Annotated in this window: 28 protein-coding genes and 1 tRNA gene; 18 read left to right on the top strand and 11 right to left on the bottom strand. The window is 67.4% G+C overall.

Translation table 11 applies throughout. The annotated features are described in order from the left end of the window. Positions 1-47 precede the first annotated feature (47 nt). Together ACERIM_RS11725 and ACERIM_RS11720 are read left to right on the top strand one after the other, a co-directional pair. Positions 48-1016 carry a malate dehydrogenase gene (locus ACERIM_RS11725; protein ID WP_373632735.1) on the top strand — a complete coding sequence of 323 codons (969 nt, stop codon included), beginning with the start codon at positions 48-50 and terminating at the stop codon, positions 1014-1016. Between the two features lie 69 nt (positions 1017-1085). Beyond that, the gene (locus ACERIM_RS11720) at positions 1086-1538 is read left to right on the top strand and encodes a response regulator (RefSeq protein ID WP_006650850.1); all 453 of its coding nucleotides are present in this window, start codon (positions 1086-1088) and stop codon (positions 1536-1538) included. Positions 1539-1578: 40 nt separating this feature from the next. Here the strand turns inward: ACERIM_RS11720 and ACERIM_RS11715 are convergent, their stop codons facing one another. Genes ACERIM_RS11715 through ACERIM_RS11705 form a run of 3 tightly spaced genes read right to left on the bottom strand, consistent with a single transcriptional unit; the run spans position 1579 to position 3355 of the window. Next, positions 1579-2139: a hypothetical protein gene (locus ACERIM_RS11715; RefSeq protein WP_373632733.1), complete on the bottom strand. Its 561-nt coding sequence runs from the start codon at positions 2137-2139 to the stop codon at positions 1579-1581. After that, a complete protein-coding gene (locus ACERIM_RS11710; RefSeq protein ID WP_006650852.1) occupies positions 2139-3047 on the bottom strand; it encodes an RsmB/NOP family class I SAM-dependent RNA methyltransferase in 909 nt (302 codons plus the stop codon). Before ACERIM_RS11710 ends, ACERIM_RS11715 begins: the two co-directional genes overlap by 1 nt. Positions 3048-3103: 56 nt before the next feature. Continuing rightward, the gene (locus ACERIM_RS11705) at positions 3104-3355 is read right to left on the bottom strand and encodes a hypothetical protein (protein WP_006650853.1); all 252 of its coding nucleotides are present in this window, start codon (positions 3353-3355) and stop codon (positions 3104-3106) included. 119 nt (positions 3356-3474) lie between these two features. Here ACERIM_RS11705 and ACERIM_RS11700 point away from each other — a divergent pair, with 119 nt between their 5' ends. From ACERIM_RS11700 to ACERIM_RS11680, 5 genes are all read left to right on the top strand, one after another. Further along, positions 3475-4221 carry a proteasome assembly chaperone family protein gene (locus tag ACERIM_RS11700; RefSeq protein ID WP_006650854.1) on the top strand — a complete coding sequence of 249 codons (747 nt, stop codon included), beginning with the start codon at positions 3475-3477 and terminating at the stop codon, positions 4219-4221. 109 nt (positions 4222-4330) lie between these two features. After that, positions 4331-5128 carry a succinylglutamate desuccinylase/aspartoacylase family protein gene (locus ACERIM_RS11695; protein ID WP_006180583.1) on the top strand — a complete coding sequence of 266 codons (798 nt, stop codon included), beginning with the start codon at positions 4331-4333 and terminating at the stop codon, positions 5126-5128. 108 nt (positions 5129-5236) lie between these two features. Continuing rightward, entirely contained in the window at positions 5237-5581 is a 345-nt protein-coding gene (locus ACERIM_RS11690) for a glutaredoxin (protein WP_006180581.1), read from the top strand. Positions 5582-5702: 121 nt separating this feature from the next. Further along, positions 5703-6287: a hypothetical protein gene (locus ACERIM_RS11685; RefSeq protein WP_006180580.1), complete on the top strand. Its 585-nt coding sequence runs from the start codon at positions 5703-5705 to the stop codon at positions 6285-6287. 113 nt (positions 6288-6400) lie between these two features. Continuing rightward, positions 6401-6721, top strand: a complete 321-nt coding sequence (locus tag ACERIM_RS11680; RefSeq protein WP_373632730.1) for a zinc ribbon domain-containing protein — start codon at positions 6401-6403, stop codon at positions 6719-6721. A 36-nt stretch (positions 6722-6757) separates the two neighbouring features. On the opposite strand, the gene ACERIM_RS11675 is transcribed toward ACERIM_RS11680, so the two are convergent. Both ACERIM_RS11675 and ACERIM_RS11670 read right to left on the bottom strand, forming a co-directional pair. Beyond that, positions 6758-7498, bottom strand: a complete 741-nt coding sequence (locus ACERIM_RS11675; RefSeq protein WP_373632729.1) for an SDR family NAD(P)-dependent oxidoreductase — start codon at positions 7496-7498, stop codon at positions 6758-6760. Positions 7499-7574: 76 nt separating this feature from the next. Continuing rightward, complete coding sequence (locus tag ACERIM_RS11670) at positions 7575-8687, bottom strand: glutamate-cysteine ligase family protein (RefSeq protein ID WP_049966798.1); 1113 nt, start codon at positions 8685-8687, stop codon at positions 7575-7577. 229 nt (positions 8688-8916) lie between these two features. On the opposite strand from ACERIM_RS11670, the gene ACERIM_RS11665 reads away from it, so the two are divergent. Further along, complete coding sequence (locus tag ACERIM_RS11665) at positions 8917-9888, top strand: phosphoadenosine phosphosulfate reductase family protein (protein ID WP_006650858.1); 972 nt, start codon at positions 8917-8919, stop codon at positions 9886-9888. Positions 9889-10023: 135 nt separating this feature from the next. Here the strand turns inward: ACERIM_RS11665 and ACERIM_RS11660 are convergent, their stop codons facing one another. The 3 genes from ACERIM_RS11660 to ACERIM_RS11650 form a co-directional block, all read right to left on the bottom strand. Next, positions 10024-10218 carry a hypothetical protein gene (locus tag ACERIM_RS11660; protein ID WP_006180574.1) on the bottom strand — a complete coding sequence of 65 codons (195 nt, stop codon included), beginning with the start codon at positions 10216-10218 and terminating at the stop codon, positions 10024-10026. Positions 10219-10300: 82 nt separating this feature from the next. After that, the gene (locus ACERIM_RS11655; protein WP_373632727.1) at positions 10301-11071 is read right to left on the bottom strand and encodes a hypothetical protein; all 771 of its coding nucleotides are present in this window, start codon (positions 11069-11071) and stop codon (positions 10301-10303) included. Between the two features lie 103 nt (positions 11072-11174). Next, the gene (locus ACERIM_RS11650) at positions 11175-12017 is read right to left on the bottom strand and encodes an aldo/keto reductase (RefSeq protein WP_373632726.1); all 843 of its coding nucleotides are present in this window, start codon (positions 12015-12017) and stop codon (positions 11175-11177) included. Positions 12018-12208: 191 nt separating this feature from the next. On the opposite strand from ACERIM_RS11650, the gene ACERIM_RS11645 reads away from it, so the two are divergent. Beyond that, positions 12209-12811, top strand: a complete 603-nt coding sequence (locus ACERIM_RS11645; protein WP_371827954.1) for a trimeric intracellular cation channel family protein — start codon at positions 12209-12211, stop codon at positions 12809-12811. A gap of 24 nt (positions 12812-12835) precedes the next feature. On the opposite strand, the gene ACERIM_RS11640 is transcribed toward ACERIM_RS11645, so the two are convergent. Beyond that, entirely contained in the window at positions 12836-14260 is a 1425-nt protein-coding gene (locus ACERIM_RS11640) for an amidase (protein WP_373632725.1), read from the bottom strand. An 84-nt stretch (positions 14261-14344) separates the two neighbouring features. Then, a complete protein-coding gene (locus tag ACERIM_RS11635; protein WP_006650863.1) occupies positions 14345-14830 on the bottom strand; it encodes a DUF309 domain-containing protein in 486 nt (161 codons plus the stop codon). Between the two features lie 101 nt (positions 14831-14931). Here ACERIM_RS11635 and ACERIM_RS11630 point away from each other — a divergent pair, with 101 nt between their 5' ends. The 9 genes from ACERIM_RS11630 (at position 14932) to ACERIM_RS11590 (ending at position 22886) form a co-directional block, all read left to right on the top strand. After that, positions 14932-15060, top strand: coding sequence for a hypothetical protein (locus tag ACERIM_RS11630; protein ID WP_006180568.1), 129 nt, complete (start codon positions 14932-14934; stop codon positions 15058-15060). 125 nt (positions 15061-15185) lie between these two features. Beyond that, positions 15186-15268: transfer RNA gene (locus tag ACERIM_RS11625), tRNA-Leu, on the top strand. A 172-nt stretch (positions 15269-15440) separates the two neighbouring features. After that, positions 15441-16238 (top strand): inositol monophosphatase, encoded by a 798-nt coding sequence (locus ACERIM_RS11620; protein ID WP_373632723.1) that lies wholly within the window; start codon positions 15441-15443, stop codon positions 16236-16238. Between the two features lie 96 nt (positions 16239-16334). Continuing rightward, positions 16335-17462, top strand: a complete 1128-nt coding sequence (locus ACERIM_RS11615; RefSeq protein ID WP_373632721.1) for a DUF63 family protein — start codon at positions 16335-16337, stop codon at positions 17460-17462. Between the two features lie 118 nt (positions 17463-17580). Continuing rightward, positions 17581-18468: an NOP5/NOP56 family protein gene (locus ACERIM_RS11610; RefSeq protein ID WP_373632720.1), complete on the top strand. Its 888-nt coding sequence runs from the start codon at positions 17581-17583 to the stop codon at positions 18466-18468. Next, entirely contained in the window at positions 18461-19147 is a 687-nt protein-coding gene (locus tag ACERIM_RS11605; RefSeq protein ID WP_373632718.1) for a fibrillarin-like rRNA/tRNA 2'-O-methyltransferase, read from the top strand. Before ACERIM_RS11610 ends, ACERIM_RS11605 begins: the two co-directional genes overlap by 8 nt. A 291-nt stretch (positions 19148-19438) precedes the next feature. Beyond that, positions 19439-21031, top strand: a complete 1593-nt coding sequence (locus tag ACERIM_RS11600) for a fatty acid--CoA ligase (protein WP_373632716.1) — start codon at positions 19439-19441, stop codon at positions 21029-21031. An 87-nt stretch (positions 21032-21118) separates the two neighbouring features. After that, complete coding sequence (locus ACERIM_RS11595) at positions 21119-22201, top strand: glutamate--cysteine ligase (protein ID WP_373632715.1); 1083 nt, start codon at positions 21119-21121, stop codon at positions 22199-22201. A 55-nt stretch (positions 22202-22256) separates the two neighbouring features. Next, positions 22257-22886: a helix-turn-helix domain-containing protein gene (locus ACERIM_RS11590; RefSeq protein WP_373632714.1), complete on the top strand. Its 630-nt coding sequence runs from the start codon at positions 22257-22259 to the stop codon at positions 22884-22886. A 12-nt stretch (positions 22887-22898) separates the two neighbouring features. On the opposite strand, the gene ACERIM_RS11585 is transcribed toward ACERIM_RS11590, so the two are convergent. Further along, positions 22899-24029 (bottom strand): M24 family metallopeptidase, encoded by a 1131-nt coding sequence (locus ACERIM_RS11585; RefSeq protein WP_373632712.1) that lies wholly within the window; start codon positions 24027-24029, stop codon positions 22899-22901. Between the last annotated feature and the right edge of the window lie 21 nt (positions 24030-24050).

The raw sequence follows: 24050 nt of genomic DNA, 5'->3' as shown, positions 1-24050 counted from the left end.
GACAACGTCCCGGCCAAGTTACAAGTGCCCGCGCCGATAGCCCGGCCATGAACGTCCTCGTCGTCGGCGGTGGTGGGACGATCGGCAGCACCGTCGCGTACACGCTGGCGGTACAGCGTCCGGAGACGACCGTCACGCTCGCGGATCCCCAGACGGCGGTCACGACCGGCCATGCGATCGATCTGCGCCACGCGCAGTGTCACGTCGCTACCGCGGCGGGGCGCCCGTCGTTCGGCGACGACCCGCCCGGCACCGTCACCGCGATCGATCCGAGCGCGTCCCCGGGTCCCGATCCGATCGACGCGGCCGACGCGATCGTCGTCACCGCGAGCGCCGCGCGCGACCCCGACAGCTTCGAACGGGGCGGTCGACTGTCGAACCTCGAGCGAAACCTCGAGATCGCCGCCGACATCGGCGAGTGGTTCGGCGAGGCCGACCCGACGCCGACGGTCGTGGCGGCCAACCCGACCGATCGGGTCACCCACCGCCTGTGGGAGGCGAGCGGCTGGCCCCGCGAGCGGTTCCTCGGCTACTTCCTGTCGGAGACGGCCCGCATCGCGGACGAACTTGCCCGCCGGTTCGACACCTCGCCCGCCGCCGTCTCCTGTCCGGTCCTCGGCGAACACGGCGAACACATGGTCCCCGCGTTCTCGCGGGCGACCGTCGACGGCGAGCCGATCGATCTCTCGGCGACCGAGCGCGAGGCCGTCCTCGAGTACGTCCGCGACGTTCCCTACGACGTCATCGAGCGGCGGGGGCCAGAGGACTCGTCGCGGTGGGTCACGAGCCGCGGCGTCGCCACGATCGTCGCTCGACTGGCCGACGGCGGAACCGACGAACCGGTCTGTCTCTCGACCCCGCTTTCCGGCGAGTACGGGCTCGAAGGCGTCAGCGTGAGCGTCCCCGTCCGGCTCGACGCCGGCGGCGTCGGCGAGATCATCGAGTGGGACCTGGCCCCGAACGAGCGGGACGGACTCGAGCGTGCTGCCGCCGCCGTTCGGCGCTCGCTGGCGTGATCCGGGCCGATACCAACGTCTGTAGTGGACACCCTTAACCACCGGACCGCACTATTCCGAGACAGTCACGTGTCCCATCAGTCTTCCCCGGAATCGATTTCCCTCCTCCTCGTCGAAGACAACCCCGGCGACGTGCGGTTGATCGAGGAGGCGTTCGAGTCAGCGTCGTTCGATGTCAGCTTACACACGGAGGCCGACGGCGACGACGCCCTCGAGTTCCTTCACGAACGGGCGGCGAGCGAGGACGGCCCCGAAGTGGACCTGATGTTGCTCGATCTGAACCTGCCGAGGACCGGCGGGTTCGAGGTCCTCGAGACGATCAAGGACGACCCGGAACTCGCGTCGCTGCCGGTGTTGGTCCTGACGAGCTCAAAAGCGAACGAGGACATCGTCCGGAGCTACGAACTGTGTGCGAACGCCTACCTGACGAAACCGACCGATCCCGACGAGTTCGCCGACATCGGCCGTGCGGTCGAGGCGTTCTGGATCGAGGAGGCGGCGCTGCCCCCGATCCCCTCGTAACGGTAGTCACCCGGCGGGCAGCGTCGGGGGCCGATCGACGCTACGACTCGAGGTCGCGTTGACGCCCCTTCGGCACCATCGAGCGGAGTTCGCCGTGGACGTAGAGGCCGACGCCGATCGGCTCGCGTTCGCCCCGGTCGACGGGTTCACCGTCTCCCCCCGGTTGGCCCGTCGGCCCGACCCCGACGTCGTGGGCGGCGATCAGATAGCCCCAGTCGCCGTCCCACCGCGGGATCTCCTGATCCTCCCCCGCGGCGAACCGGCGGGCCTCCGCGGGCTCTAAGTCGATCACGCAGTCGGTCGCCGCGCGGCCGAACCGCTGGACGAAGTCGGTCGTGGGCTTCCAGTGTTCTTGGCGGGTGCGGAGACAGGTCATGCCGATGGCCTCGATCTCGAGCGGCGTCGACGCCTCGCCGCCGTAGACCCAGATCTTGCCCGCGCCCTTCTCCCAGAAGGTGTAGTCGTCGAACGCTTCGGACGGAATCCCGAACCGGTCGGCGAAGTAGTCGACGACCTCCTCGCGGGTGGCCCGGCCCTCGACGTCCCGTTCCGCTTCGGTCGCGGGCAGCCGGTCGAACCGCTGGCCGTCGTTGTCGCTCATCACGCGGTCACCTCCAGTTTCGCGACGAAGAAGCCGCCGGTGTCGTTGTGATGCGGGTAGATCCGGGCCGCCTTCTCGAGGCTCGAGTCGAACGTCTCGCCGTCCCACTCGGTCAGGCCGGGCGCGTGTTCCAGCCCGAGATCGAAGTCGACGACGCGACAGTCCTCCGCCTCGAGGGCGTGTTGGACGACCGCTTCGTTCTCCTCGGGGGCGAACGTACAGGTCGAGTAGACGACCGTCCCGCCCTCGCGGGTGGCCTGGATCGCCCGGCGGATAATGCCCTTCTGAATCCCTGCGACCGAGGAGATGTGGCCCTCCGACCAGTTATCGAGCGCGTCGGGGTTCTTCCGGATCGTCCCCTCGCAGGAACAGGGGGCGTCGACGAGGGTCCGATCAAACTCGTCGAAGTCGAACCGCTGTAGCGAGTAGTTGCGGGCGTCCGCGTTCGTGACCGCGAGGCTGGTCGCGCCCAGTCGTTCGGCGTTAAATCGCAGCGCCGAGATCCGCCCGAGGTTGTTGTCGTTCGCGACGACGGTTCCCCGGTCGTCCATCAGTGCGGCGATCTGGGTCGCCTTTCCACCCGGTGCGGCACAGCAGTCCCAGACCCGCTCGCCGGGTTCGGGATCGAGGACGACCGGCGGCACCGCCGAAACCTCCTCCTGCCCGTGGGTAAAGCCGTGAAACGAGGCCCACGTCGAGCCTGGCGAGTCGGTCTCGAGGTCCAGTACCCGGGGGTTCCAGTCGGCCTGTTCGTACGCGAGTCCCTCCGCCTCGAGGGTCGCGAGGGCCCGGTCGACCGAGGCCTTGATCGTATTTACGCGGACGGCGTTGCCAAGCGGCCGCCGACAGGCCGCCAGAAAGTCCTCGAAGTCGTCGATGATCGGTCGATACCGCTCGAGTGGCTCCATCGACTGCGGGTTCGCGCGACTGGCGTTTGTGGGTTTCGAAGCGCGGCCCGTCCGGCTCAGTCCCGGAACGGCGGGACCAGTTCGAACGCCGCCCCGGCGACCGCAATGCTGACCGCGAGCGAAGCGACCGCGAGCCCCGTCGAACCGTCGATGAGAAGGCCCCGCACGCCGACGGCCAGAAACAGCAGCGAGAATCCCAGCAGCGAGAGGGTCCCGACGGCGTCGAAAATCGCGTCCGCGACTGCGGAGCGGACGACTGCGTCGCGGTCCTCCCGTGTCTTCTCCGACTCCGGATCGGTCGTCGTCATCGCTGGACGAACGATCGGCGGTGATTGATATAAATACACGGTCGACGGGGACGAATCCGGCGACGGTGTCGGCACACCCTGCCCCCGATTTTAAGCCGGTGACGTCCGTCGGTCCGAGCATGGCAGGAATCCGCGTCCACGGCGAATCGGTCGCGCTCGAGGATCCAACGCTCGTCGAAGGGTTTCCGGGCGTTGGTCTCGTGGGCAAGATCGCGACCGACCACCTCATCGAGCAACTGGAAATGGAGTACTACGCGAGCGTCGGCTGCGAGGGACTGCCGCGGATCGGCGTCTACCGCGAGGGCGATCGGACCGCTCGACCGCCGGTCCGGCTCTACGTCGACGAGGAACACGATCTGCTGGCGCTGCGAAGCGACGCGCCGATCAGCGCCAAGGCCGTCGAGACCGTCGCGGACTGTCTGACCGGCTGGATCGTCGAGCAGGAGGCGACGCCGCTGTATCTCAGCGGCCTCCCCGCGGAACGCGAGAACGGGGAGCGACCCGATCTCTACGGGATCGCGACCGGGGACGCCGGGGAGCGACTCGAGGACACTGACGTGGCGACCCCACCGGAGGACGGCGTCATCACCGGGCCGACGGGCGCGTTGATCAACCGCGCCGCCCACGAGGACTACGGCAGCCTCGGCTTCGTCGTCGAGTGCAACCACCGGTTCCCCGACCCCGAGGCCGCGAGCGTCCTGCTCGAGGAGGGGGTCGCCCCCGTCGCCGGCCTCGAGATCGACGTGAGCGAACTGGTCGACCGCGCCGAGGAGATCCGGGCGAAACGGGAGCAGTTGGCCCAGCAGATGCAGGCGATCGCACAGGAGGAGAGTTCGCAGGCCCAGCCGTTGCGGATGTATCAGTAGCGTCGATCGCCGACCGAGGCGGAGAGACGGCTCAGTCGTGGGACATGCCACCACGTCTGCCGGATAAGAGACCGAATCGCCTTTGGCTCTTCAGCCGAACTAACTAGTAATGAGAGTCGCACAGCTCGGGTCGGGGGAGCCGGAGATCGCAGTCGTCGCGGGCGTTCACGGGGATGAACCCTGTGGCGTCCGGGCCGTCGAACGGCTGCTCGACGAGCGCCCGACCGTCGAACGGCCCGTCAAGCTCATCGTCGCCAACGAGGAAGCGCTCGAGCGACGGGTTCGATTCATCGACGAGGACCTCAACCGTGCGTTCCCCGGCGATCCGGACGCGACGACCCACGAGGGCCGCCTCGCAACCGAACTGGTCGACGAACTCGAGGGCTGTCTGACCTTCTCGATGCACTCGACCCAGAGCCACGCCGAACCGTTCGCCGTCGTCAACGGCGTCAGCGAGACGGCCGAGGAGATCGTGCCACAGCTGCCCGTGACGGCGATGGTCGAGACGAGCAACTTCGCGGAAGGGCGACTGTTCGCCGAGATCGACACGGTCGAGGTCGAGTGTGGACTCCAGGGCTCGGAGACGGCCGCCGAAAACGCCGACCGGCTGACGCGGGCGTTTCTGACCGCCGTCGGCGTGTTGCCCGGCGATACGGTCCGACGCGACCTCCCGATCTATCGGCTCACGGACGTCATCAGCAAGGAGCAGGCCGACTCCTACGAGGTGTTCGTCGAGAACTTCACCGAGGTCGAGGCCGGCGATTCCTTCGCCGCCGCCGACGGCGACGAGCAGGTCGCCGACGAGTCGTTCTATCCCGTCTTGATGTCCCCGAACGGCTACCGGGACGTCTTCGGCTACGCCGCCGAGAAACTCGACGTCCTCGAGACGCCGGCGTCGGCCGACTAGATCGCCCGGGTTCCCTGTGCCAACGGTGTGTCCGGCCGGCGGTCGCGACCGACCGGCGTGAGTGCCGATGACGCAAGGCATATCCCCCTTACCGCCCTACGGACGAGTATGGAGTTCCCACCGAACCAGGGTCTCGATCAGGACGAAGTCGACGAACAGGTCGCCGAGGCGCTCGAGGAAAACGAGGTCGTCCTCTTCATGAAAGGGACCGAACTGATGCCCCAGTGTGGCTACTCCCGCAAGGCGCTTGGCCTGATCGACCAGCACCGCGACGAGTTCGAGACCGTCGACGTCCTCGACTCGCTCGACGAGTACCGACAGGCGCTGTCGGAACACAGCGGCTGGGAGACGATCCCCCAAACGTTCGTCGACGGCGAGTTCGTCGGCGGCTCCGACGTCCTCGAGGAACTCGAGGAACGGGACGAACTCGCGGAGACGCTCGAGACCGCGTAGGGCCGGCCCACTGGCGTGACCCATATACTCGAGTTGATATCTCACGCATTTAATAGCAGCTCATATAAGTCACGCCCTCGTAGTAACAGATCACGACTATCGCCGTACACACCTTCCCACAATGTCAACAGAGGAATCCAGACACGTATATCGGCTGCATTCGACCCTTGAACTGCCCCTCGAAGACCTTCGAGAACACATCGACGAGGCGAGATATCCCGACGGGATCGACGACGTCGAGATCACGCGGCGCAACAACACGCTGATCCTCAAGGCGGTCGCCGAGGATCAGTCGGTCAGCAAGTACACGCCGACGGCCCAACTCAAAGCCAGCGTCACGGAAAACCGGGTCTACGAGGAAGACCCCGACGAGCGGCGGCAGAAATCGTTCAGCTGGGACGAGGAAGAGGAAGAGGAGATCGAGTCCGAACTCGTCGAGTTCGCCGCGTTCAAGGGCGACCGCGAGACGGTCCTCCAGAACTCGCTGTTGCAATACGAGATGTTCCTCGTCCTCTGTGAGATCGCTGAGGCCGCCGAGAAGGGGACGCTGACGGCCATCTCGGAACGCGACGGCGACCTCGATGCGACCCGGATCGTCGACGGCGAACCCCGTCCCGCGGACATCGAAGTCGTCGAAGGGCCCCGCGATACCGGCTCGGGGCAAGGCGGCGTCAACTGGCGGGACAACAAGTTCATCACGGACTGACCGACGTCCCCTTCCTGTCGTCGATTCTCGACCGAGCAGCCGCGACTGTTCCTCGAGCCCGAGTGGCTGATATCGCCGATAGACGTTTGTAAGCCCGGCGGCGAACGACGCGTATGGACGATCCGGGACCGTACGAACTCGCCGGTCGCCTCGCCGTCGCGGCCGCCGTCACGATCGCGCCGACGCTTTGCTTTCTCGGGCTACTCCGGGGTCTCGAGCGGCTGCGCGACGACGATCTGATCGCCGAGTGGGCCCGACGTCACGGTGCGAAACGAGACGTGAGGACAGAAGACGAGGTACTGACCGCGCTGGCGGGGGAGATGGGCGTCGATACCGAGGGGGGCTCGAGCGTCCGGTGTCCGGTGTGCGGGACGGCGAACCGGCCTGGGGTGACGTTCTGCCGGGGCTGTCAAAACCGGCTCGGCTCGTCGTGACGGGGGCGGCCGGCCCGCATGACTGCACCGGGACCGCTACGCGAGTCGGTCCTCCCACTCCTCGGCGGTCATCGACTCGCCGGTGACGCCGTCGGGTCCCTGCGCCGCGAGCAGGGCGGCCGCGTCGTCCATCACGTCGGGCTGGAGGATCTCCCCGCGCTCGTCGTCGGGCAGGTGTTCCCAGATCCGCGTGTTGACGCGGCCGCCGGGGTCGATCGCGTTGACGTTGATTCCCTCGTCCTCCACCTCGAGTGCGACGGCCTGGGTAAAGCCCTCGAGCCCCCACTTCGAGGTGATGTAGGCCGCGGCGTCGGGGATCGCGTACCGACCCAGTCCCGAGGAGACGTTGACGACGTTGCCCGAGCCTTGGTCGGCCTCGAGCATCGCCTCGAGGACCCGCCTCGTGAACAGGTAGACGCCCTTGACGTTGACGTCCATGATCGTATCCCACTCCTCCTCGTCGGTCTCGACGAGCGAGCGACGCTCCTCGCCGAAGCTGAGCCCGGAAACGCCGGCGTTGTTGATGAGCGTGTCGACGTGCCCGAACCGCTCGAGGGTCGCGTCGACGACGCGGTCGACATCGTCGGCCTCGCGGACGTCGGCCGGGGCGACCAGCGTCTCGCCGGCCGCCTCGTCGGCGACGGTCTCGAGTTCGTCCTCGCTGCGGGCCGTGAGGACGACGTTCGCGCCCCGTTCGGAGAGGGCAAGCGCCATCGAGCGTCCGAGTCCCTTGCTCGCACCGGTGACGATGATTGTCTCGTCGTTGAGTGTGGTCATCTGACCGATCAGTTACGGGCCCATCGAGTAATACGTTCGGCCGCGGCGATCGAGTCGCGGTTCGATCGTCGAGCGGTCAGTCACTGGGTATGCGGCCGGCCCGTCGAACATCGTTCGCGAGGCGTTCGGCGTACTCGAGCCGGAGTCGGCGCGCCGCCTCGCGGTCGACCGGGCCGCGGCCACCGATGTCGTGGGCGATCGGCTCGTAGGTCGCGACCTCGAACCCCATTCGCTCGAGGTAGGACCGCACCGCGTCCGCGTCCAGCCCGTCCCGGATCGCGGCGTTGACGTGTTCGATGACGGCGTCGAAGGTCGGCAGGACGATCTCCTCGTCGGTCACCCGGCCGGTGTCACCCTCGATTCGGACCTCGGCCCCGCGGAGGCGGTCGACGACGGTGGCCAGCCGGTCCGCCAGTCGGACGACCTGACTCGGGAGGGCGGTGTCGGGCGAGCGCCACTCGACGGTTTCGAACGACTCCCGGATCTGGACCGGCGTCCAGACGGCGCTTTCGGGATCGAACTGCGCCCGGATCGTGGACCGATCGATCCCCGCGTCGACGGCGGCCGTCACGAAGTCCTCGTATCGCCGCTCGAGCCGGCGCGTCCACTCCTCGGTGTCGTCGACGTAGGGCCAGAGCCGTCCCTGATGGGGGACGTCGTCGTAGGCCATCCAGCGGTAGAGCTTCGACCGCGCGCCCGTTGCCAGGTTCCGGCCGCGGAAGTACGGCGCGGAGTTGACCAGCGCCAGCGCCGGATCGAGCGCGATGAACGTGTTCAACTGATCGACCGCCCGTCCCGGCTGTTGCTCGACGTGGATGTGCGTCCCCGCGCAGTGGCGGACGTACTCGAAGTCCTCGCCGATGACCCGCTCCTGAACGCGGGTCCTGTCGCTGGGCCGATCCGCAATCTCGCCGTGGTTGATCGGCGTCGCGAGCGGGACCAGTCCCAGCCCGCGTTCGTCCGCTCGCTCGAGGACGGCCTCGAGCCGCTCGTACAGTTCCTCGCGCAACTCGGCGGTCGACTCACAGGGCGTCGTCTTGATCTCGAGCAACGGCTCGACGAACTCCCGTTCGGCACCCGGCGACGCCTCGACGAGATCACCCGGTTCGACGAGCCGGCCCCGGTCGTCGACGACCCAGTACTCGACCTCGATGCTCCGTCGTATCGGCGTGGATTCGTGTGCTGACACGGTTGGTAGTCGCGATCACGGCTCGAGCGGCCGAGCGACGCCGCCTCGGCCACAGACCTATGCTAACACTCGATGTGAGAATCTCTCTCGAACGATGGCAAGAACCTTTCGTGACGGGAAATATTCGCCGCACGGCTCGTCGGGTCGGCCGCTCGCGGTCCGAAGTCCCGACAGGCGTTTCCGCCGACCCAAAGGATTTACAGTTCCTAATTACATCTAATTACACGAGATGACCGAGAACTTCCCCGACTACGTCGACGTCGATTACGACGACGGCAACGGCGAAGACCCCGAGGACTACCAGCACATTCAGGACAAGATCGAGAAGGCCATCGAGGTCACCCGCGAGGGGCTCGAGTCCTACGAGAACCCGGCCGTGATGTGGACCGGCGGCAAGGACTCGACGCTGACACTGTATTTCATCAAGGAGGTCGCCGACCGCTTCGACCTCGAGGTACCGCCCGCGGTCTTCATCGACCACTACCAGCACTTCGACGGGATCCACGACTTCGTCGACCACTGGGCCGACGAGTGGGACCTCGAGGTCATTTACGCGCGCAACGAGGACGTCGGCGAGTACGTCGACGAACACGGCCTCGAACCCGGCGACGACATCGACATTTCGGAACTCTCCGACCACAACCAGCACCACGTCCGGGAGATCCTCGAGTACGAGGAAGACACCTTCCCGTTCCTGCTGGACACCTACGTCGGCAACCACCTGCTGAAGACGGTCGCGCTCAACGACGCCTTAGAGGAGTACGACATCGACGGCGTCATCTCCGGCGTCCGCTGGGACGAACAGGAGGCCCGCGCCGACGAGACGTTCTTCTCGCCGCGACACGATCCCGACATCTACCCGCCCCACGACCGCATCCAGCCCATCCTGCAGTTCGACGAGGCCGCCGTCTGGGACGCCTTCTGGAACTTCGTCGTGCCGGACACGGTCGAGGACTTCCCCGAGGAGGGCTACGTCCCCGAGGCCGACGACGACCTCCCCGAGGGCGTCGACCAGGAAGACATCCCGATCTCGCCGAAGTACTTCGCCGGCTTCCGCTCGCTGGGCAGCGAAGTCAGTACCGAGAAGTCCGACGAGGACCCCGCGTGGCTGCAGGACCTCGAGGGGACGACCGAACGCGCCGGCCGCGCCCAGGACAAGGAAGACCTGATGGAGCGCCTGCGCGACCTCGGCTACATGTAGGCCGTCGGCGCCGACGCTCGTTCGCCAGCTAACTACCCGTTTCTTCCGGTTTCAGCGTCTCGAGGAGTGCCGACGGTGATAACGTCGTGATCACCGGTCTTCAGGAGAGAACGCAGTCCGGGTCGAACCCGTTCGTTATCGACCCGTTGCGCGGTACTCGCCGTGTTTGACGCCGATGGCGAGCATGATCAGTCCGAAGGCGATCATCGACGGTGCGACCATCATCAGGACGGTCTCCGTCGCCATCATCGGCGCGGCGACGAGGCCGCCGACGCCGATCACGATTATCGCGAGGAACGCGGCCGCCGTCGTCGTCTGGTTGAACTCCATGGGCGACCGTTAGGACAGGGGCCCCTAATGGTATCGGGAATCGGCAGTCCGTTCACGTCGGTTGATCGAAAGCGAGCGGCAGTTACTGCGACGGCCGAACGAGGTTCGCCAGCGCGACGACGATTCCGAAGAACCAGCCCAGCGGGAACGAAATCCCGAGCCACATCCCGGCGTAGGCCGCCCCCTCGAGCGTGAAGTTGCTCCGGAGGAACTCGTTGAGGCCGCCGACGACCAACACGTTGTCCAGTGCCCAAGCGGCGAACTCGTAGCTGGGGTCGAGGATGTACGGATGCAGCGATGGCGTGACCAGGGCGGCGACGACCGGCGGCAGGAACAACGCCGTCATCGCGAAGGGGTAGGCGAAGACGACCGTCGTCCCGCGGCCGCCGACCTTCGTCGCCGACGCGGCGAGCGCGGTCGCGACCGTCGCGACGCCGCTTGCCGCCGCGACTGCAAGCACCGCCTCGAGGGGGATGTCGACCTGTTCCATGTACGACATCGCCCCCCAGGCGATCGTCAGGAGGCCCCAGCCGAGCAGGGCGATGCCGGTGACGCCGACGATGCCCAGCCGGGTCCGTGTCGAGTCGAGTTTCGCCGCGTAGTAGCGGGTCGCGAGACCGAGGACGGTAAGCGGGTAGAGAAGGAGCAAGCCGACGATACCGAGCGCGCTCCAGCCACGATAGGCTACCTTCTGCGGGAGGCTCTCGGGTTGCCACTTGCCCATGACGGAGTGGCCGCGGCCGCGTTGCCTGGGGAAGACGATCTCCATCCAGGCCCCGTGTAACCGCTGGACGTCGGCTCTGACCGCGCCGACGAACCCACCGCCGCCACCGCTTCGTGAGCGGGTAGACATACGCGAGCCAAAAAGCCGGCGTACCGTAAACTTTCCTTCTCTTTCTTTGCGAACGACAGGTCGATACCGGACGGAAAAACGCGACTCGCGACTGTGGCTCCGCTCAGTTCCAGGGTGCGAAGTCGGGGTCGACTTCGCGGCTCGTCTCGTCGATCGCGTCGATCGCGTCGATATCCTCCTGCTCGAGGTCGACCGTCAGCGAGGCCCAGTTATCGCCGATGTGGTCCTCGCCGGTCGCCTTCGGGATCGCCGTGACGCCTTTCTCGCGGGCCCAGGCGAGGCTGACCTGTGCTTCGGTGACGCCGTGTTTCTCGGCGATCTCCTGAATCTCCGGCTGGTCGAAGACCTGCCCGCGGGCCAGCGGCGAGTAGCCGACGACCTCGATGTCGTCGTTCTCGCAGGCCTCACGGATCTCCGCCTGGGGAAGCAGCGGGTGGAGTTCGACCTGGTTCGCAAAGATCGGCGCGTCACAGACGTCGACGGCTACCTCGAGGTCCTCGGGGCGGAAGTTGCTCACGCCGACGTTCTCGATCAGGCCCTCGTCGTACAGTTCCGAGAGCGCCGAGAGGGTTCCCTCGGGATCGTACTCGCCGGCCGGCCAGTGGACGTAGAGCAGATCGACGTAGTCGACGCCGAGTCGGTCGAGGCTCGCCCGGGCCGTCTCGAGGACGTCGTCGTGGTCGAGGTTCGAGATCCAGACCTTGGTCGCGAGGAAGATCTCCTCGCGATCGACGTCGGCGGCGGCGATCCCCTCGCCGACCGCTTCCTCGTTGTCGTAGGCCTGGGCGGTGTCGATGTGGCGATAGCCCGTCTCGAGGGCCGTACGGACGCTCTCGGCACACTGCTCGGGATCGTCGTTCTGCCAGGTGCCCAGACCGAGCATCGGCATGCCGTTCGCTGTCGGACACGTTTCGGGTGCGACTGTCTCGGCGTCGTTCGTTCCCATGTGCAGGAAGTGGGCCAGCGAGCGAAAATGGGTTTGGGTTGCGGAGAGCGAGTCGGGTGTCCGCTGGTGATCGGAACGGGAACGCCGCGCGCCGGACCGAGCGATGCGTAGCGCTCAAGGCCGTTCCGGTCGGAGACTCCCTCGTGATACGGGACGTCGCTACCGCAGTACTCGCCGACCCGTTCGTCGCGATGAACGCGATCGGGTTGGTCGCGTTCGCGCTCGTCGGCGCGAGCAAGGCGATCCGCGAGGAGTACGATCTGTTCGGGATCGCGGTCGTCGGCCTCGCCACGGCCTTCGCCGGCGGCGCGACGCGCGATCTCCTCGTCAACCGCGTCCCGCTCGCGCTGAGCGATCCCACGGAGATCGGCCTCGGACTCCTCGGCATCGCCCTGGCGATCGGACTCAGCATCGCCCTCGAGTCGCCGGACGATCACCCGGTCACGCTCGTCTCGGACGCCGTCGGCCTCGCCGCGTTCACCACGGCCGGGGCCATCGTGGCGTCCGGGGCCGGCGTCTCGAGTTTCGGTGTCGTCGTCATCGCGACGATCAACGCCGTCGGCGGCGGCGCGATCGCCGACGTCCTGCTGGACCGGCCGCCGTTCATCCTGTTCGAGGACTTCTACGCGAGCTGTGCCGTGCTAGGCGGGACGACCTACTGGATCGTGGCGATCGTCGGCGCGTCGGGAACCACCGCCGCGGCCGCCTGCGCCGCGATCACGGTCGGCACGCGGCTGGCCGCGGTCACGTACGGCTGGGCGCTGCCGACGGCACAGCGGTTCGAGTCGATCTGAGGGCGTCGGATCTGACCGGTGAGACTATTCGTAGAGCCCGTCCCATGGCCGCTCGCGCTCGAGGGCCGCACTCGCCGCGAGGACGTCGTCGTCGGCAAAGCGGCGACCGACCAGTTGCAGGCCGACGGGACCGCCGCGCTCGGTCAGCCCGGCGGGGGCCGAGGCGACGGGGTGGCCGGTCCAGTTGAACGGCCAGGTCATGGGCCACTCCCAAGCCTCGGCCTCGAGATCGGCGTGGAGGGAGACATCGGCCGCCGACAGCGTCGGGGCCACGAGCAGGTCGTAGTCGGCCAGTACATCCTGAACGGCGTCGTACACTCCCGTTCGGACGATCCCCGACCGGGCGACGTCCGCGGGCCCGTGATCGTCGGCGACGTGGAGCATCGCAAGCAGGCTGTCCGAGACCTCGTCGGATTGTGCCCGAAAGTCGACGCCGTGGGCCTCCTCCATGACCGTGGCACTCTCGAGGACGGAGGTCGTATACGCCGGCATCGCGGCCTCGCTCAGTTCGGCCATCGAGTAGCCGTGATCGACGCCGATCTCCTCGACGGTCGCGCCCGCGTCAGCGAAGGCGGTCACCGCGTCGTCGACGACCGCACGCACCTCGTCGGCGACGGGAAAGACGTCGAGATCGGGGCTGTAGGCGATCCGGAAGTCGTCGATCGGGCGCTCGACGGCCCCCCGATAGTCGATCTCGACGGGAACGCTGTTGGGATCATCGGGGTGGGGATCGGCCATGATCGACAGCAACAGGGCGGCGTCGGCGACGGTCCGGGTCATCGGCCCCTTCGTCGTGTGCTGGAGTTCCCGCCCGAACGCGCTCGGTCGGCCGTCGTCGGGCACCAGCCCGAACGTCGGTTTGAACCCGTAGACGCCGCAGGCCGCCGCCGGAATCCGAAGCGACCCGCCCGCGTCGCTGCCGGTCGCGATCGGGGCCATCCCGGCCGCCAGCGCCGCCGCTGAGCCGCCCGAAGAGCCGCCGGCGTTCAGGTCGGGATCGATCGGCGACGCGGTCGCCCCGATCAGTTCGTTGTCGGTCGTCCCCTTGTGGCCTAACTCCGGCGTGTTCGTCTTTCCGATCACGATCGCGCCGGCGTCCTCGAGCCGCTGGACGATCGCCGAGGTCCGATCCGCGACGTGGTCGGCGAACAGCGCCGAGCCGTACGTGTGTCGGACGCCGGCCTTCAGCGCGCCCAGGTCCTTCAGCGCGAGCGGGACCCCGTGGAGCGGACCCACGTCCGCGCCGTCCTCGAGCGCGGCGTCGGCCTCCGCGGCCGCCTCGCGTGCCTCGTCCGCACAGACCGTGACGAAGGCGTTGATCTCGTCGTCGCGCTCGTCGATCCGCTCGAGGTGGGCCTCGACCGCCTCGGTTGCGGTGACGTCGCCGTTCCGAATGCGAGCCGCGAGAGCCGTCGCGGAGAGTTGCGTGAGTTCCGTTTCGGATGACATACCGGGTGAACGACACCGTCCGTGATATATGTTAGCTCGGGTTTCGGCGGCATGGATCGTCAAGAAACGATTGGCGGGGCACAGCTACTCCTCGAGTCCCGCGGCGTACGCGAAGTCGGCGTCGGTGGCGACCGGGGCCTCCCCGTCGATTTCGATTTGCCAGCCCTCGAGAACCGCGGGGTCTGCGAGGGCGTTGGTCAGCGTCGTCCGGACGGCGAGGAGGTCGACGCCGTAGTAGTCGTTGGGTACACCCCGGAGGTACTGCAGCGCGGTCTCGAACAGGCTCCGCATTCCGTCGTCGTTCCCGAAATCGAAGTGCTTGTAGGCTCCGGCTGCGACCTGCACGAGTCCGTGACAGAAGGCGCTCTCGGTGGAACCCCGTCCATAATTGTACCATTCCGCTTCGAAGCAGTCGTGTGACTCGTGGTACGCGCCCGCGTTGTAGCACGCGACGCCGTGGACCGTCGCCCGGCGGAGCGTCGCGTGGTCCCAGCGACCGGCCTCGGGATCCCATCCGGTCGGGGTTCCGGCGGGCGGCTCGACCGTCGGGTCCCGGGTGTGGTCGTCCATACCCGACCGAACGGTCGAGCGCCGGAAACCTCCGTCGGTCACTTCAGACGGCGAGTGTGTAAGCACCGCCTTTATTCGGATGTGATCCCTTACGTCGCGGTATGGAGCATCCGTACGGCCGCTGCCAGCACTGCGGGGAACGCCTCTACGCCCACATCGAGGGCGACTACCAGTGTGTGAACTGCGACCGGCGCTACACCGAGGCCGACCTCGAGACGCGGGCCGTCTGAGTCAGGCGTCACTCGTGGCCCGCCGCCATCCCCGACGGTGACGGGACGGAACGGATCCGTTTTCGGGCCACCGCCGATCCGAATCGGACGATTTAACCTCCGGGCGGCCCCAGAGGGAGACGCGTGCGAGGGTAGCCAAGCGGTCAACGGCGGCGGACTCAAGATCCGCTCTCGTAGGAGTTCGTGGGTTCGATCCCCTCCCCTCGCACTCACCATAGTGCGCGGCAAGACGGAGCGTCTTGCCCTCGCAAACTTCTGCCGACCGACGAACCGGACAGCAAACGCTGTGTCCGCTCGAGTAACGCGAACGCTACGATGGAACGTGGTTCCGATCTGTGGATATCACGACCACTTTTCCGGCCCGGCCACCGAGAACGGACATGAGCGAAGCCACGTCCCGCCGCGAGGCCGTCGCGGTTCGTGCGGCTGCGGCGGGAGCCGCCGTCGCGGCCGACTCGTTCCGGACCGACCTCGAGATCGAGTCGAAAGACCGGGAAACCGACGTCGTCACGCAAGTCGATCGCGACGCCCAAGAGCGAGTCATCGAGACGATTCGGGAGACGTTCCCGGACGATCCCGTCGTCGGCGAGGAGGAGGACGCGTTGAAGCGGGTTCCCGAATCGGGGCCGGCCTGGATCGTCGATCCCATCGACGGAACGAACAACTACGTCGACGGGTCCCGGGCGTTCGGCACCGCCGTCGCGGCCGTGATCGACGGCGAGCCGGTCGCCGCCGCGTTCGACTGCCCCGCGCTCGGGGACGTCTACCGGTTCGGCCCCGACGGCATCTCCCGTAACGACGAGCCGCTGTCAGTCAGTGACTGCGACGATCCCGCGGCCGCCACCGTCTGCCCGACGTTCTGGTGGGGCCGCGACCGGCGCGACGAGTACGCCGCCGCGACCCGGGCGATCGTCCGGCGGTTCGACGACATGCGTCGGTACGGTTGTGCCCAGCTCGAGCTGGCGATGGTCGCCTCGGGCGCGCTCGAGGGGACGCTGACCAACGTGCGGGCCAACCCCTGGGACACCGTCGCCGGCGTCGGCATGGTCCGCGAGGCCGGCGGCGTCGTCACCGACCTCTCGGGGGATCGCTGGCGACACGACAGCGAGGGACTGGTCGCCTCGAACGGCGAGATTCACGATGTCGTCCTCGCGGCAGCCCGGGAGATCGACGGCTGAGACGGTCCGTCTGACGGCGCTCGTCAGCGGGCAATCGTGAGTGTCAGGCGGGCTGAAATCGGAAACGGTAAGCGCCCCCCACTACGGGATTCCGGTATGGACGATTTCATCGACCGGTTCGGGGCCGAGCGCGTCTGGGCCGCGACCGTCGCCACGCTCGCGGTCGTCGTTGCCCTCGGGGCGGTGATCTTCCCCCAGCGGGTGTACGTCGAGTTCATCTGGCAGTACTTCTGGGGCCCCGTCGTCGCCGACGCACACAGCTGGAACTGCGTCGCCTGGGCCGGCGGCGAACAGGTTCCCTGCACCGAAGCGGCCACCAACGCCGGACCGACGGCCGAACCCGGCTACACGTTCGTCTCCTACGCCGGCTACATCCCCACGCTGGTCCTGTTACTGATCGGGATCATCTTCCTCGTGCGCCGGCTCGAGATTGAGCGGTATCGTGCGGGCTTTTTCGCCCTGTTCCCGTTCATGCTCTTTGGCGGCGCCCTGCGTGTCGTCGAGGACGCCAACGCCGCCGCCTACGAGTACACCGGCGAGATGGCCATTCAGCTCCCGTGGTCGGGATTCATCATCAGCCCGCTGATCTACTTCACCGTCTTCTTCATCGCGCTCTTTGCGGTCGTGACTTCGATCTGGCTCGAGCGCAACGACTACGTCTCGGGCTACGAGTATCCGCTGGCCGGCATCGGGACTGCTGTACTGACGGTCACGATCGCGTATCTGGCTTACACGGCAGCGACGGAGCCGTTTTCGGAGTTCTATCCGCTGATCCCGCTGGTCGTCCTCGTCGGGGCGACCGTCGCGACGGCGATCACCTGGTTCGGCCTCGAGCGATACGCGCCGGAACTGAACCGCGGGACCCGATACATGGGGATCGTGGTCATCTGGGCCCACGCGGTCGACGGGGTCGCGAACGTGATCGGCCTCGACTGGGCGACGACGCTCGGGCTCCCGGCCAACCTCGTCCCGAAACACCCGATCAACCGTGCCATCGCCAACACGACTGCGGACGTGTTGCCCGCCGATGTGGTGTCGGCGACCGGCTCCGCGTGGCCGTTCCTGCTGGTGAAACTCGCCGCCGCCGTCTTCGTCATCTGGATCTTCGACGAGACGGTCTTCGAGGACAGCCCGCGCTATGCCGTCTTGCTCATGATCACCGTCGTCGCCGTCGGCCTCGGCCCCGGGACCCGCGACATGCTTCGCGCGACGTTCGGCGTCTGACGGTCCGCTGATTGTCGTTCGAATCCGAGAGTGTGACCTCGAGCCCGTCGCCATAGCCGCGGCGATCGACGCGACCGCGAACGGGGGCTTTAATCGCCCGCGCCCGGAACGACTCGCCATGAGTGATACGGACGGGTGGTTCGCGGCCGGGGACCGCGACGATCCCGACGCGACGGCGGCCGCGGTCCGCGAGGGAAGCGCCGACGAGCCCCGCGACTGGCCGCGTCTCGCGGTCGAAGACGGGTTCGCGGACGACACCGACGAGTACTACGACGCCCTCCGCGAGGTGACGACCGAGGCCACCCGGGCTGCGGTGACCGAGCGCGAGCGGGCCGACGACCGCCAGCTCGTCCACGCGGTGCGGGCGATGGACGACTGCGAGCGAACGGCCAACGAACTCGCCGAGCGGCTGGCCGAGTGGGCCGGGACGATCGACCCCGACGCCGGGACCGGCGTCGAGTACGCGCGGGAGGTGGCCAGCGGCGAGGCCGGCGACGCCCTCGGTGAGCCAGCCGTGCGCTCGCTGGCCGAACGGGTGGCTGGACTGGCCGACGAGGCCGATGACCTCCGTGAATTCGTCCAACGGCGGACGCCGGCCGTCGCGCCAAACCTTGCGGCGCTGGCCGACCCCGTGCTGGCGGCCCGGCTGATCTCGCTGGCCGGCGGCCTCGAGGAACTCGCGAAGAAACCCAGCGGCACGGTGCAGGTGTTGGGCGCGGAGGACGCGTTATTCGCCCACCTGCGGGGCCACGCGCCCTCGCCCAAACACGGGATCATCTACACCCACGACGCGGTGCGGGGGACCCACCCCGACGAGCGCGGCTCCGCGGCGCGTGCGGTCGCGGGGAAACTCGCCATCGCCGCCCGCGTCGATCACTACTCGGGCGACCTGAAGCCGGAACTCGAGGCGGAACTGACCGAGCGGATCGAGACGATCCAGGCGCGAAACGCGGACGGAGACAGTGGAGACGAGGCGGCGACCGACGGGGGTGTCGACGATGAGTGAGCTGCCGACGGGGGTCCAGCGCCGCGAGTTCGACGGGACCGAGCGACTCGCGACACAGGGCGAACCGGTCTACGGCGAACCAACCGACGTTCAGCAGACGGAGTCTGCTGCAGCCCATCAGAACTCGGAGAGTTCTGAGGACGGCGAGTGGCGCGCGTGGAACCCGAACCGATCCAAGCTCGGAGCGATGCTCGAGCTGGGCATGGACACCGGCCTCGCGGGCGGCGAGACGGTCCTCTATCTGGGGGCCGCCAGCGGGACGACCGTGAGCCACGTGGCCGATTTCGCTGGGCCGACCTACGCCGTCGAGTTCGCCGCGCGGCCGGCCCGGGACCTGCTCGAGGCCGCGGAATCGCGCGATCGGCTCTTCCCGCTGCTGAAAGACGCCCGGAAGCCCGAGAGCTACGCCCACGTCGTCGAGTCCGACGTCGACGTGATCGTCCAGGACGTGGCGACGCGCGGGCAGGCGCGGGTCGCGCTCGAGAACCGGCAGTTCCTGGCCGACGACGGGCGATTGCTGCTGGCCGTGAAGGCCCGGAGCGAAGACGTGACTCGAGAGCCAACGGCGGTGTTCGAGGACGTTCAGGGGGAGTTGGAGGAGGGATACGAGATCGTGGAAGCGGAACGGCTCGAGCGGTATCATACGGATCACCTCGGGATCGTCGCACGACCGAAGTAACGGTCTGTAAGGGACTCTCGCCACTCGAGAGCGATTCGAAGACGGGTTTCGAGGTTTCTTTCTCCCACCGACCGTCGAACCCAGCCGGTACACTCATGCCCGTTCGTGTGGGGTGTTAACGCAGCCGTTCGTGGGAGCGGCTTCAACTAGTCACTGAGTTACCGAGTCCCACCCGGGCCACCCCGGCCCTGTTGTCGCGGCACCCGACTCCGACGAGACAAATCCGTCGAGCCACGGACGAACGGCCGCATACTAACTACTATATGATCGGTCGTGGTACGCGAGCGTGGTATGTCAGAACACCCCACTATCGACGACACGCTCGAGGGGACGGTCGAGCGCCACCCCGACCGGGACGCGATCGTCTATCCGCGCAAGGACCAGCGCTGGACCTACGCCGAGTTCGACGAGCGGGTAAATCGGCTAGCCAACGCCTTGCTCGAGGCCGGCATCGAGAAAGGGGATCGAGTAGCGACGGTGCTGTACAACGGCTCCGAGATGGCCCTGACCGTCTACGCCTGCGCGAAGATCGGCGCGGTCTTTACCCCGCTGAACTTCCGGCTGCCGGCGGGGGAGATCGAGTACATCGTCACCGACGCCGAAGCCGAACTGGTACTGTTCGAGGCTGCCACCCGGGAGGCCGTCGAAGGTGCCAAACCCGACCTCGAGACCGTCTCGGAGTACGTGTTCATCGACGACGACCGCGAGGCGGTCCCCGACTACGCCCGCGGGTTCTACGACCTGCTCGAGTCGGGCTCTCCGGAGAAGCCCGACGTCCGCGTCGCCGAAGACGACGTCTACGCCTTCATCTATACGTCGGGGACGACGGGCCGGCCGAAGGGCGTCGTCCACGAACACCGCAGCATGGTCGAACACAACCTCCTGTGTATCGCGGAGGGGAAGATGACCCGCGACGACGTGGGACTGTCGGTGATGCCGCTGTATCACTGCGCCGAACTCCACTGTAACCTCTTCCCGCGGATCCACCGCGGCGCGACCAGCGTCATCCACCACGAGTTCGATCCGAAGGCGACGCTCGAGGCGGTCGAGGAACACGGCGTCACGCTCCTCTTTGCGGCCCCGACGGCCTGGAACGCGCTGTCGATGACCGCCGCCGAAGCGGACGTCGACGTCTCCTCGCTCCGACTCGGCCTCTACGGCGCGGCCCCGATGCCCGAGCAGGTCCTCGCGAACTGCCGGGAGTACCTCTGTGACGACTACCTCCAAGCGTACGGGATGACCGAGATCGGCCCGGCCGGCGTTTTCCAGCCACCCGAGGACCAGCTTTCGAAACAGGGGTCGGCCGGCCTGCCGGCGCTCAACCACCGGCTGCGGATCGTCGAACCCGACGCCGATCCGGACGCCGAAGTCGAGCCGGGCGAGATCGGCGAGATCCTGATCGCCAGTCCCTGTACGATGCGCGAGTACTGGAACCGACCGGAGGCGACTGCGGAGTCGCTGCGCGAGGCCGACGGCACGACGTGGTACTACACAGGCGATCTGGGCTATCGCGACGACGACGGCTACCTCTACGTCGTCGACCGCAAGGACGACATGATCGTCTCCGGCGGCGAGAACGTCTATCCGGCCGAGGTCGAGGACGCTCTCTTTGCCCACGACGCCGTCGAGGAGGCGGCCGTCGTGGGCGAACCCGACGACGAGTGGGGCGAGCGGGTCGCCGCCTACGTCGTCGCCGACGGCGTCGAAGCGGCCGACCTCGACGCGTTCGTTCGCGAGAGCGACCAGCTGGCCGACTTCAAGCGCCCCCGGACCTACTACTTCGTCGACGAACTCCCCAAGAACCCCAGCGGGAAGGTCCAGAAGTTCAAGCTCCGCGAGGACGAGGCGGACCTCGAGCCCGAACCCGAGACCGTCACGTCCTGATCGCACGAGCGGGACGGCCGGCCGACGTTCCGGCCGAACGCTCCGACTCCAAACCGTATTTACTGTCGGCGTCGAAAAGGCGATACGATGGAACGCGGGTCCCGAGAGTCGTTTACGCGCATGGGTACGTTGGGGATCGAGGAGGAGTGTTTCGTCGTCGACGAGGACGGTCGCCCCACCAGCGGGACCGACGACCTCGTCTACGAACACGACCCGCCCGAGATCCTCGCGGGCCGACTCGATCACGAACTGTTCAAGTTCGTCATCGAGACCCAGACGCCGCTGATCGAGGACCCCGACGACGCCCGCGACTCGCTGCTTGCGATCCGGCAGGCGTTAGTCGACCACGCCGAAGCTCACGGCTACCGGATCGCCGCTGCCGGCCTCCACCCGCTGGCGAAGTGGCAGGAACTCGAACACGCCGAGAAACCCCGCTATCGGGCACAGCTCGACCGGATCCAGTACCCACAGCACCGGAACACGACGGCGGGGGTCCACGTCCACGTCGGCGTCGACGACGCCGACAAGGCGGTCTGGATCGCGAACGAACTGCGGTGGTACGTGCCGATCATGCTCGCGCTGTCCGCGAACTCGCCGTACTGGAACGGGTTCGACACCGGGCTCCAGTCGGCCCGCGCGAAGATCTTCGAGGCGTTGCCAAACACCGGCATGCCGACCCACTTCGAGGACTTCGAGGCCTTCGACCGGTTCGAGCGCCGGATGCTCGAGACCGATTCGATCAACGATCGGGGCGAACTCTGGTACGACGTGCGACCCCACACCGCCCACGGCACCGTCGAATTGCGGACGCCCGACGGCCAGGCCGACCCCGAGGTCGTGCTGGCGTTCGTCGAGTACGCCTACGCACTCGTCTGTGCCCTGGCCGAGGAGTACGAGGACGGCGCGACCGGTCACGACCACCGGCGGGAACTGCTCGACGAGAACAAGTGGCGCGCGATCCGGTACGGACAGGACGCCGCCTTCATCGACCGCGACCTCGAGGGGACCGTCGAACTGGGCGAACTCGTCGACCGGGAGTGTGAACGACTCGGAATCGACGGTATCAAACGGGTCTACGAGCGCGAGAGCGGCGCTGACCGCCAGCGCCGGCTGCTCGAGGACGAGGGGCCGGACGCGCTGTGTAACTCGCTGTTTCTGCAGACCGAGTGACGACCCCCACAAAGGTTTAACTCCGCGGGAAGCCTCCACCTGTACGAGAAAACACATGAGTTTCGACGACACTGACGAGGGTCCGGTCGACGGCGAGGGAAACGAACCGCTCGAGGACCACGACGTCGTCGAGCCGGGTGGAGAGCGCCGCAATCCGACGGTCGAGGAACTCGACCAGCGGCTGATCGACCTGCTCTCGTGGATCCTCGACACGGAGACCCGCGCGAAGATCTACGTGTTCCTGCTCGCGAACCCGGGGAGTACGTCCGAGGAGGTCGCGAAGGGGACCGGTCTCTATCCCAGCACCGTCCGCGAGGCGCTGGCGGAACTCCACGAGGAAGAACGGGTCACGCGGGAGAAACGGGAGAACGAGGGGGCCGGCAACAACCCCTACGAGTACACTGCGATCCAGCCCAGCGAACTCGTCGGCGGCGTCGTCGACCAGGTCCAGGCGGAACTGAACACGATCTTCACGCTCGATCGTATCGTCGATCGGGAAGTCGACCGCGGGACGCCGTCCGATCTCGAGGACGAGACCGAACCGGTGACGATCACGATCGACGACACGGCACCGACCCGCGAGTCCGACGAGTCGGACGACGCCGACGTCATCGAGTTCGAGGATGAGACGGACACGGAACCCATCGGGACGGACGCCGACAACCCGGCGGACGGCGACGAGTAGCCGGGATCCGACTTACGCCTCGCGGACGAGCGGGACCGGCCGCTCGAGTTCGAGATCCCGATCGACCGCCGTCGCGGTCATGGTTGGCCAGCGATCCGTCGCCGTCAGGATGTCGATCCCGTCGTCGGTGACGAGCGCCGTATCCTCGCTTTTCGCGCCCTGTACTGTGGGGTTCCACGCGTAGGCCATCGGCGCTTCGACGGGCGCATCGTGGCCGGGCGTGGCGATCCACTCCCGACCGGCGAAGCCGGCGGCCCCGCCCTGGTGGTGATGTCGCCACTCGCCCTCGTAGCCGACCGCGTCGTACGCGTCCTGTATGGCCGCGAACACGGCACCTGCGGTACCGCCGGTGGTTCCGCTGCCGTCGGTCTCACCATCGATGGCCGCCGCCTGCGTCGCCGCCAGCGCCGTCGTCTCCACGCGAGCGGCCGCTCTGTGGCGCTCCTCGAGCCAGGCCGGTGGATCGAACGCGACGGTTCGGGTACAGCTCGCGTGGAGACCGCCCCGTTCGGCGGTCACGGAGACGAGGACGTAGTCGCCGAGTTCGGCCTCGGTCGGGGTGTAGTGGCGGTAGCGCTGGACGCGTTCGGCACCGCCGACGAGGACCACCGGCGTCTCGATGTTCCGGGCCGACAGCGCGACCCGCAGGGCCGAGGCGACTTCGTGTTCCGTATCGTCGCGCTGTAGCTCCCGACAGACCGATTCGACGGCGGCCGCCGTCTCCTCGCCGAGGTCGCGGTAGCGCTCCCGGTCGCGATCGGTCAACGGCTGGCGCAGCGCGGTCGGATCGACGCGCTCGAGGCCCGGGACCTCGATGTCCGCGGCCGCCCGTTCGTCCGGGCCGACGCGATCGGCGATCGCCGCGGCCAGCGACGACGCGTGCCAGGGGAACTCGACGACCGACACCGCGTCGGCATCGAGGTCGGGGAGTTCCTCGGCGACGATGCGATCGGCCTCGATGTTGTTCGCCACGAGCGTAATCTCGGTCCCGTCGTACCCGACGGCGGCGACGCCGGCGTCGCCCTCGCGGTCGACGACGTTGTTCCCGCCGGTGAGCCATGCAAATGCGTTCGGCCGAGCGAACCAGACCGAATCGAGTCCGGTGGACTCGAGGTGGGCCTCGAGCCGGTCGTGTTTGTCCATATCGGGTGCTTGCGAGGCCGC

Source organism: Natrinema sp. H-ect1, from assembly GCF_041821105.1.
GTDB classification, from domain to species: Archaea; Halobacteriota; Halobacteria; order Halobacteriales; family Natrialbaceae; genus Natrinema; species Natrinema thermotolerans.
The sequence above is the reverse complement of the archived record's forward strand: the minus strand, read 5'-3'. Positions and strand labels throughout refer to the sequence as shown.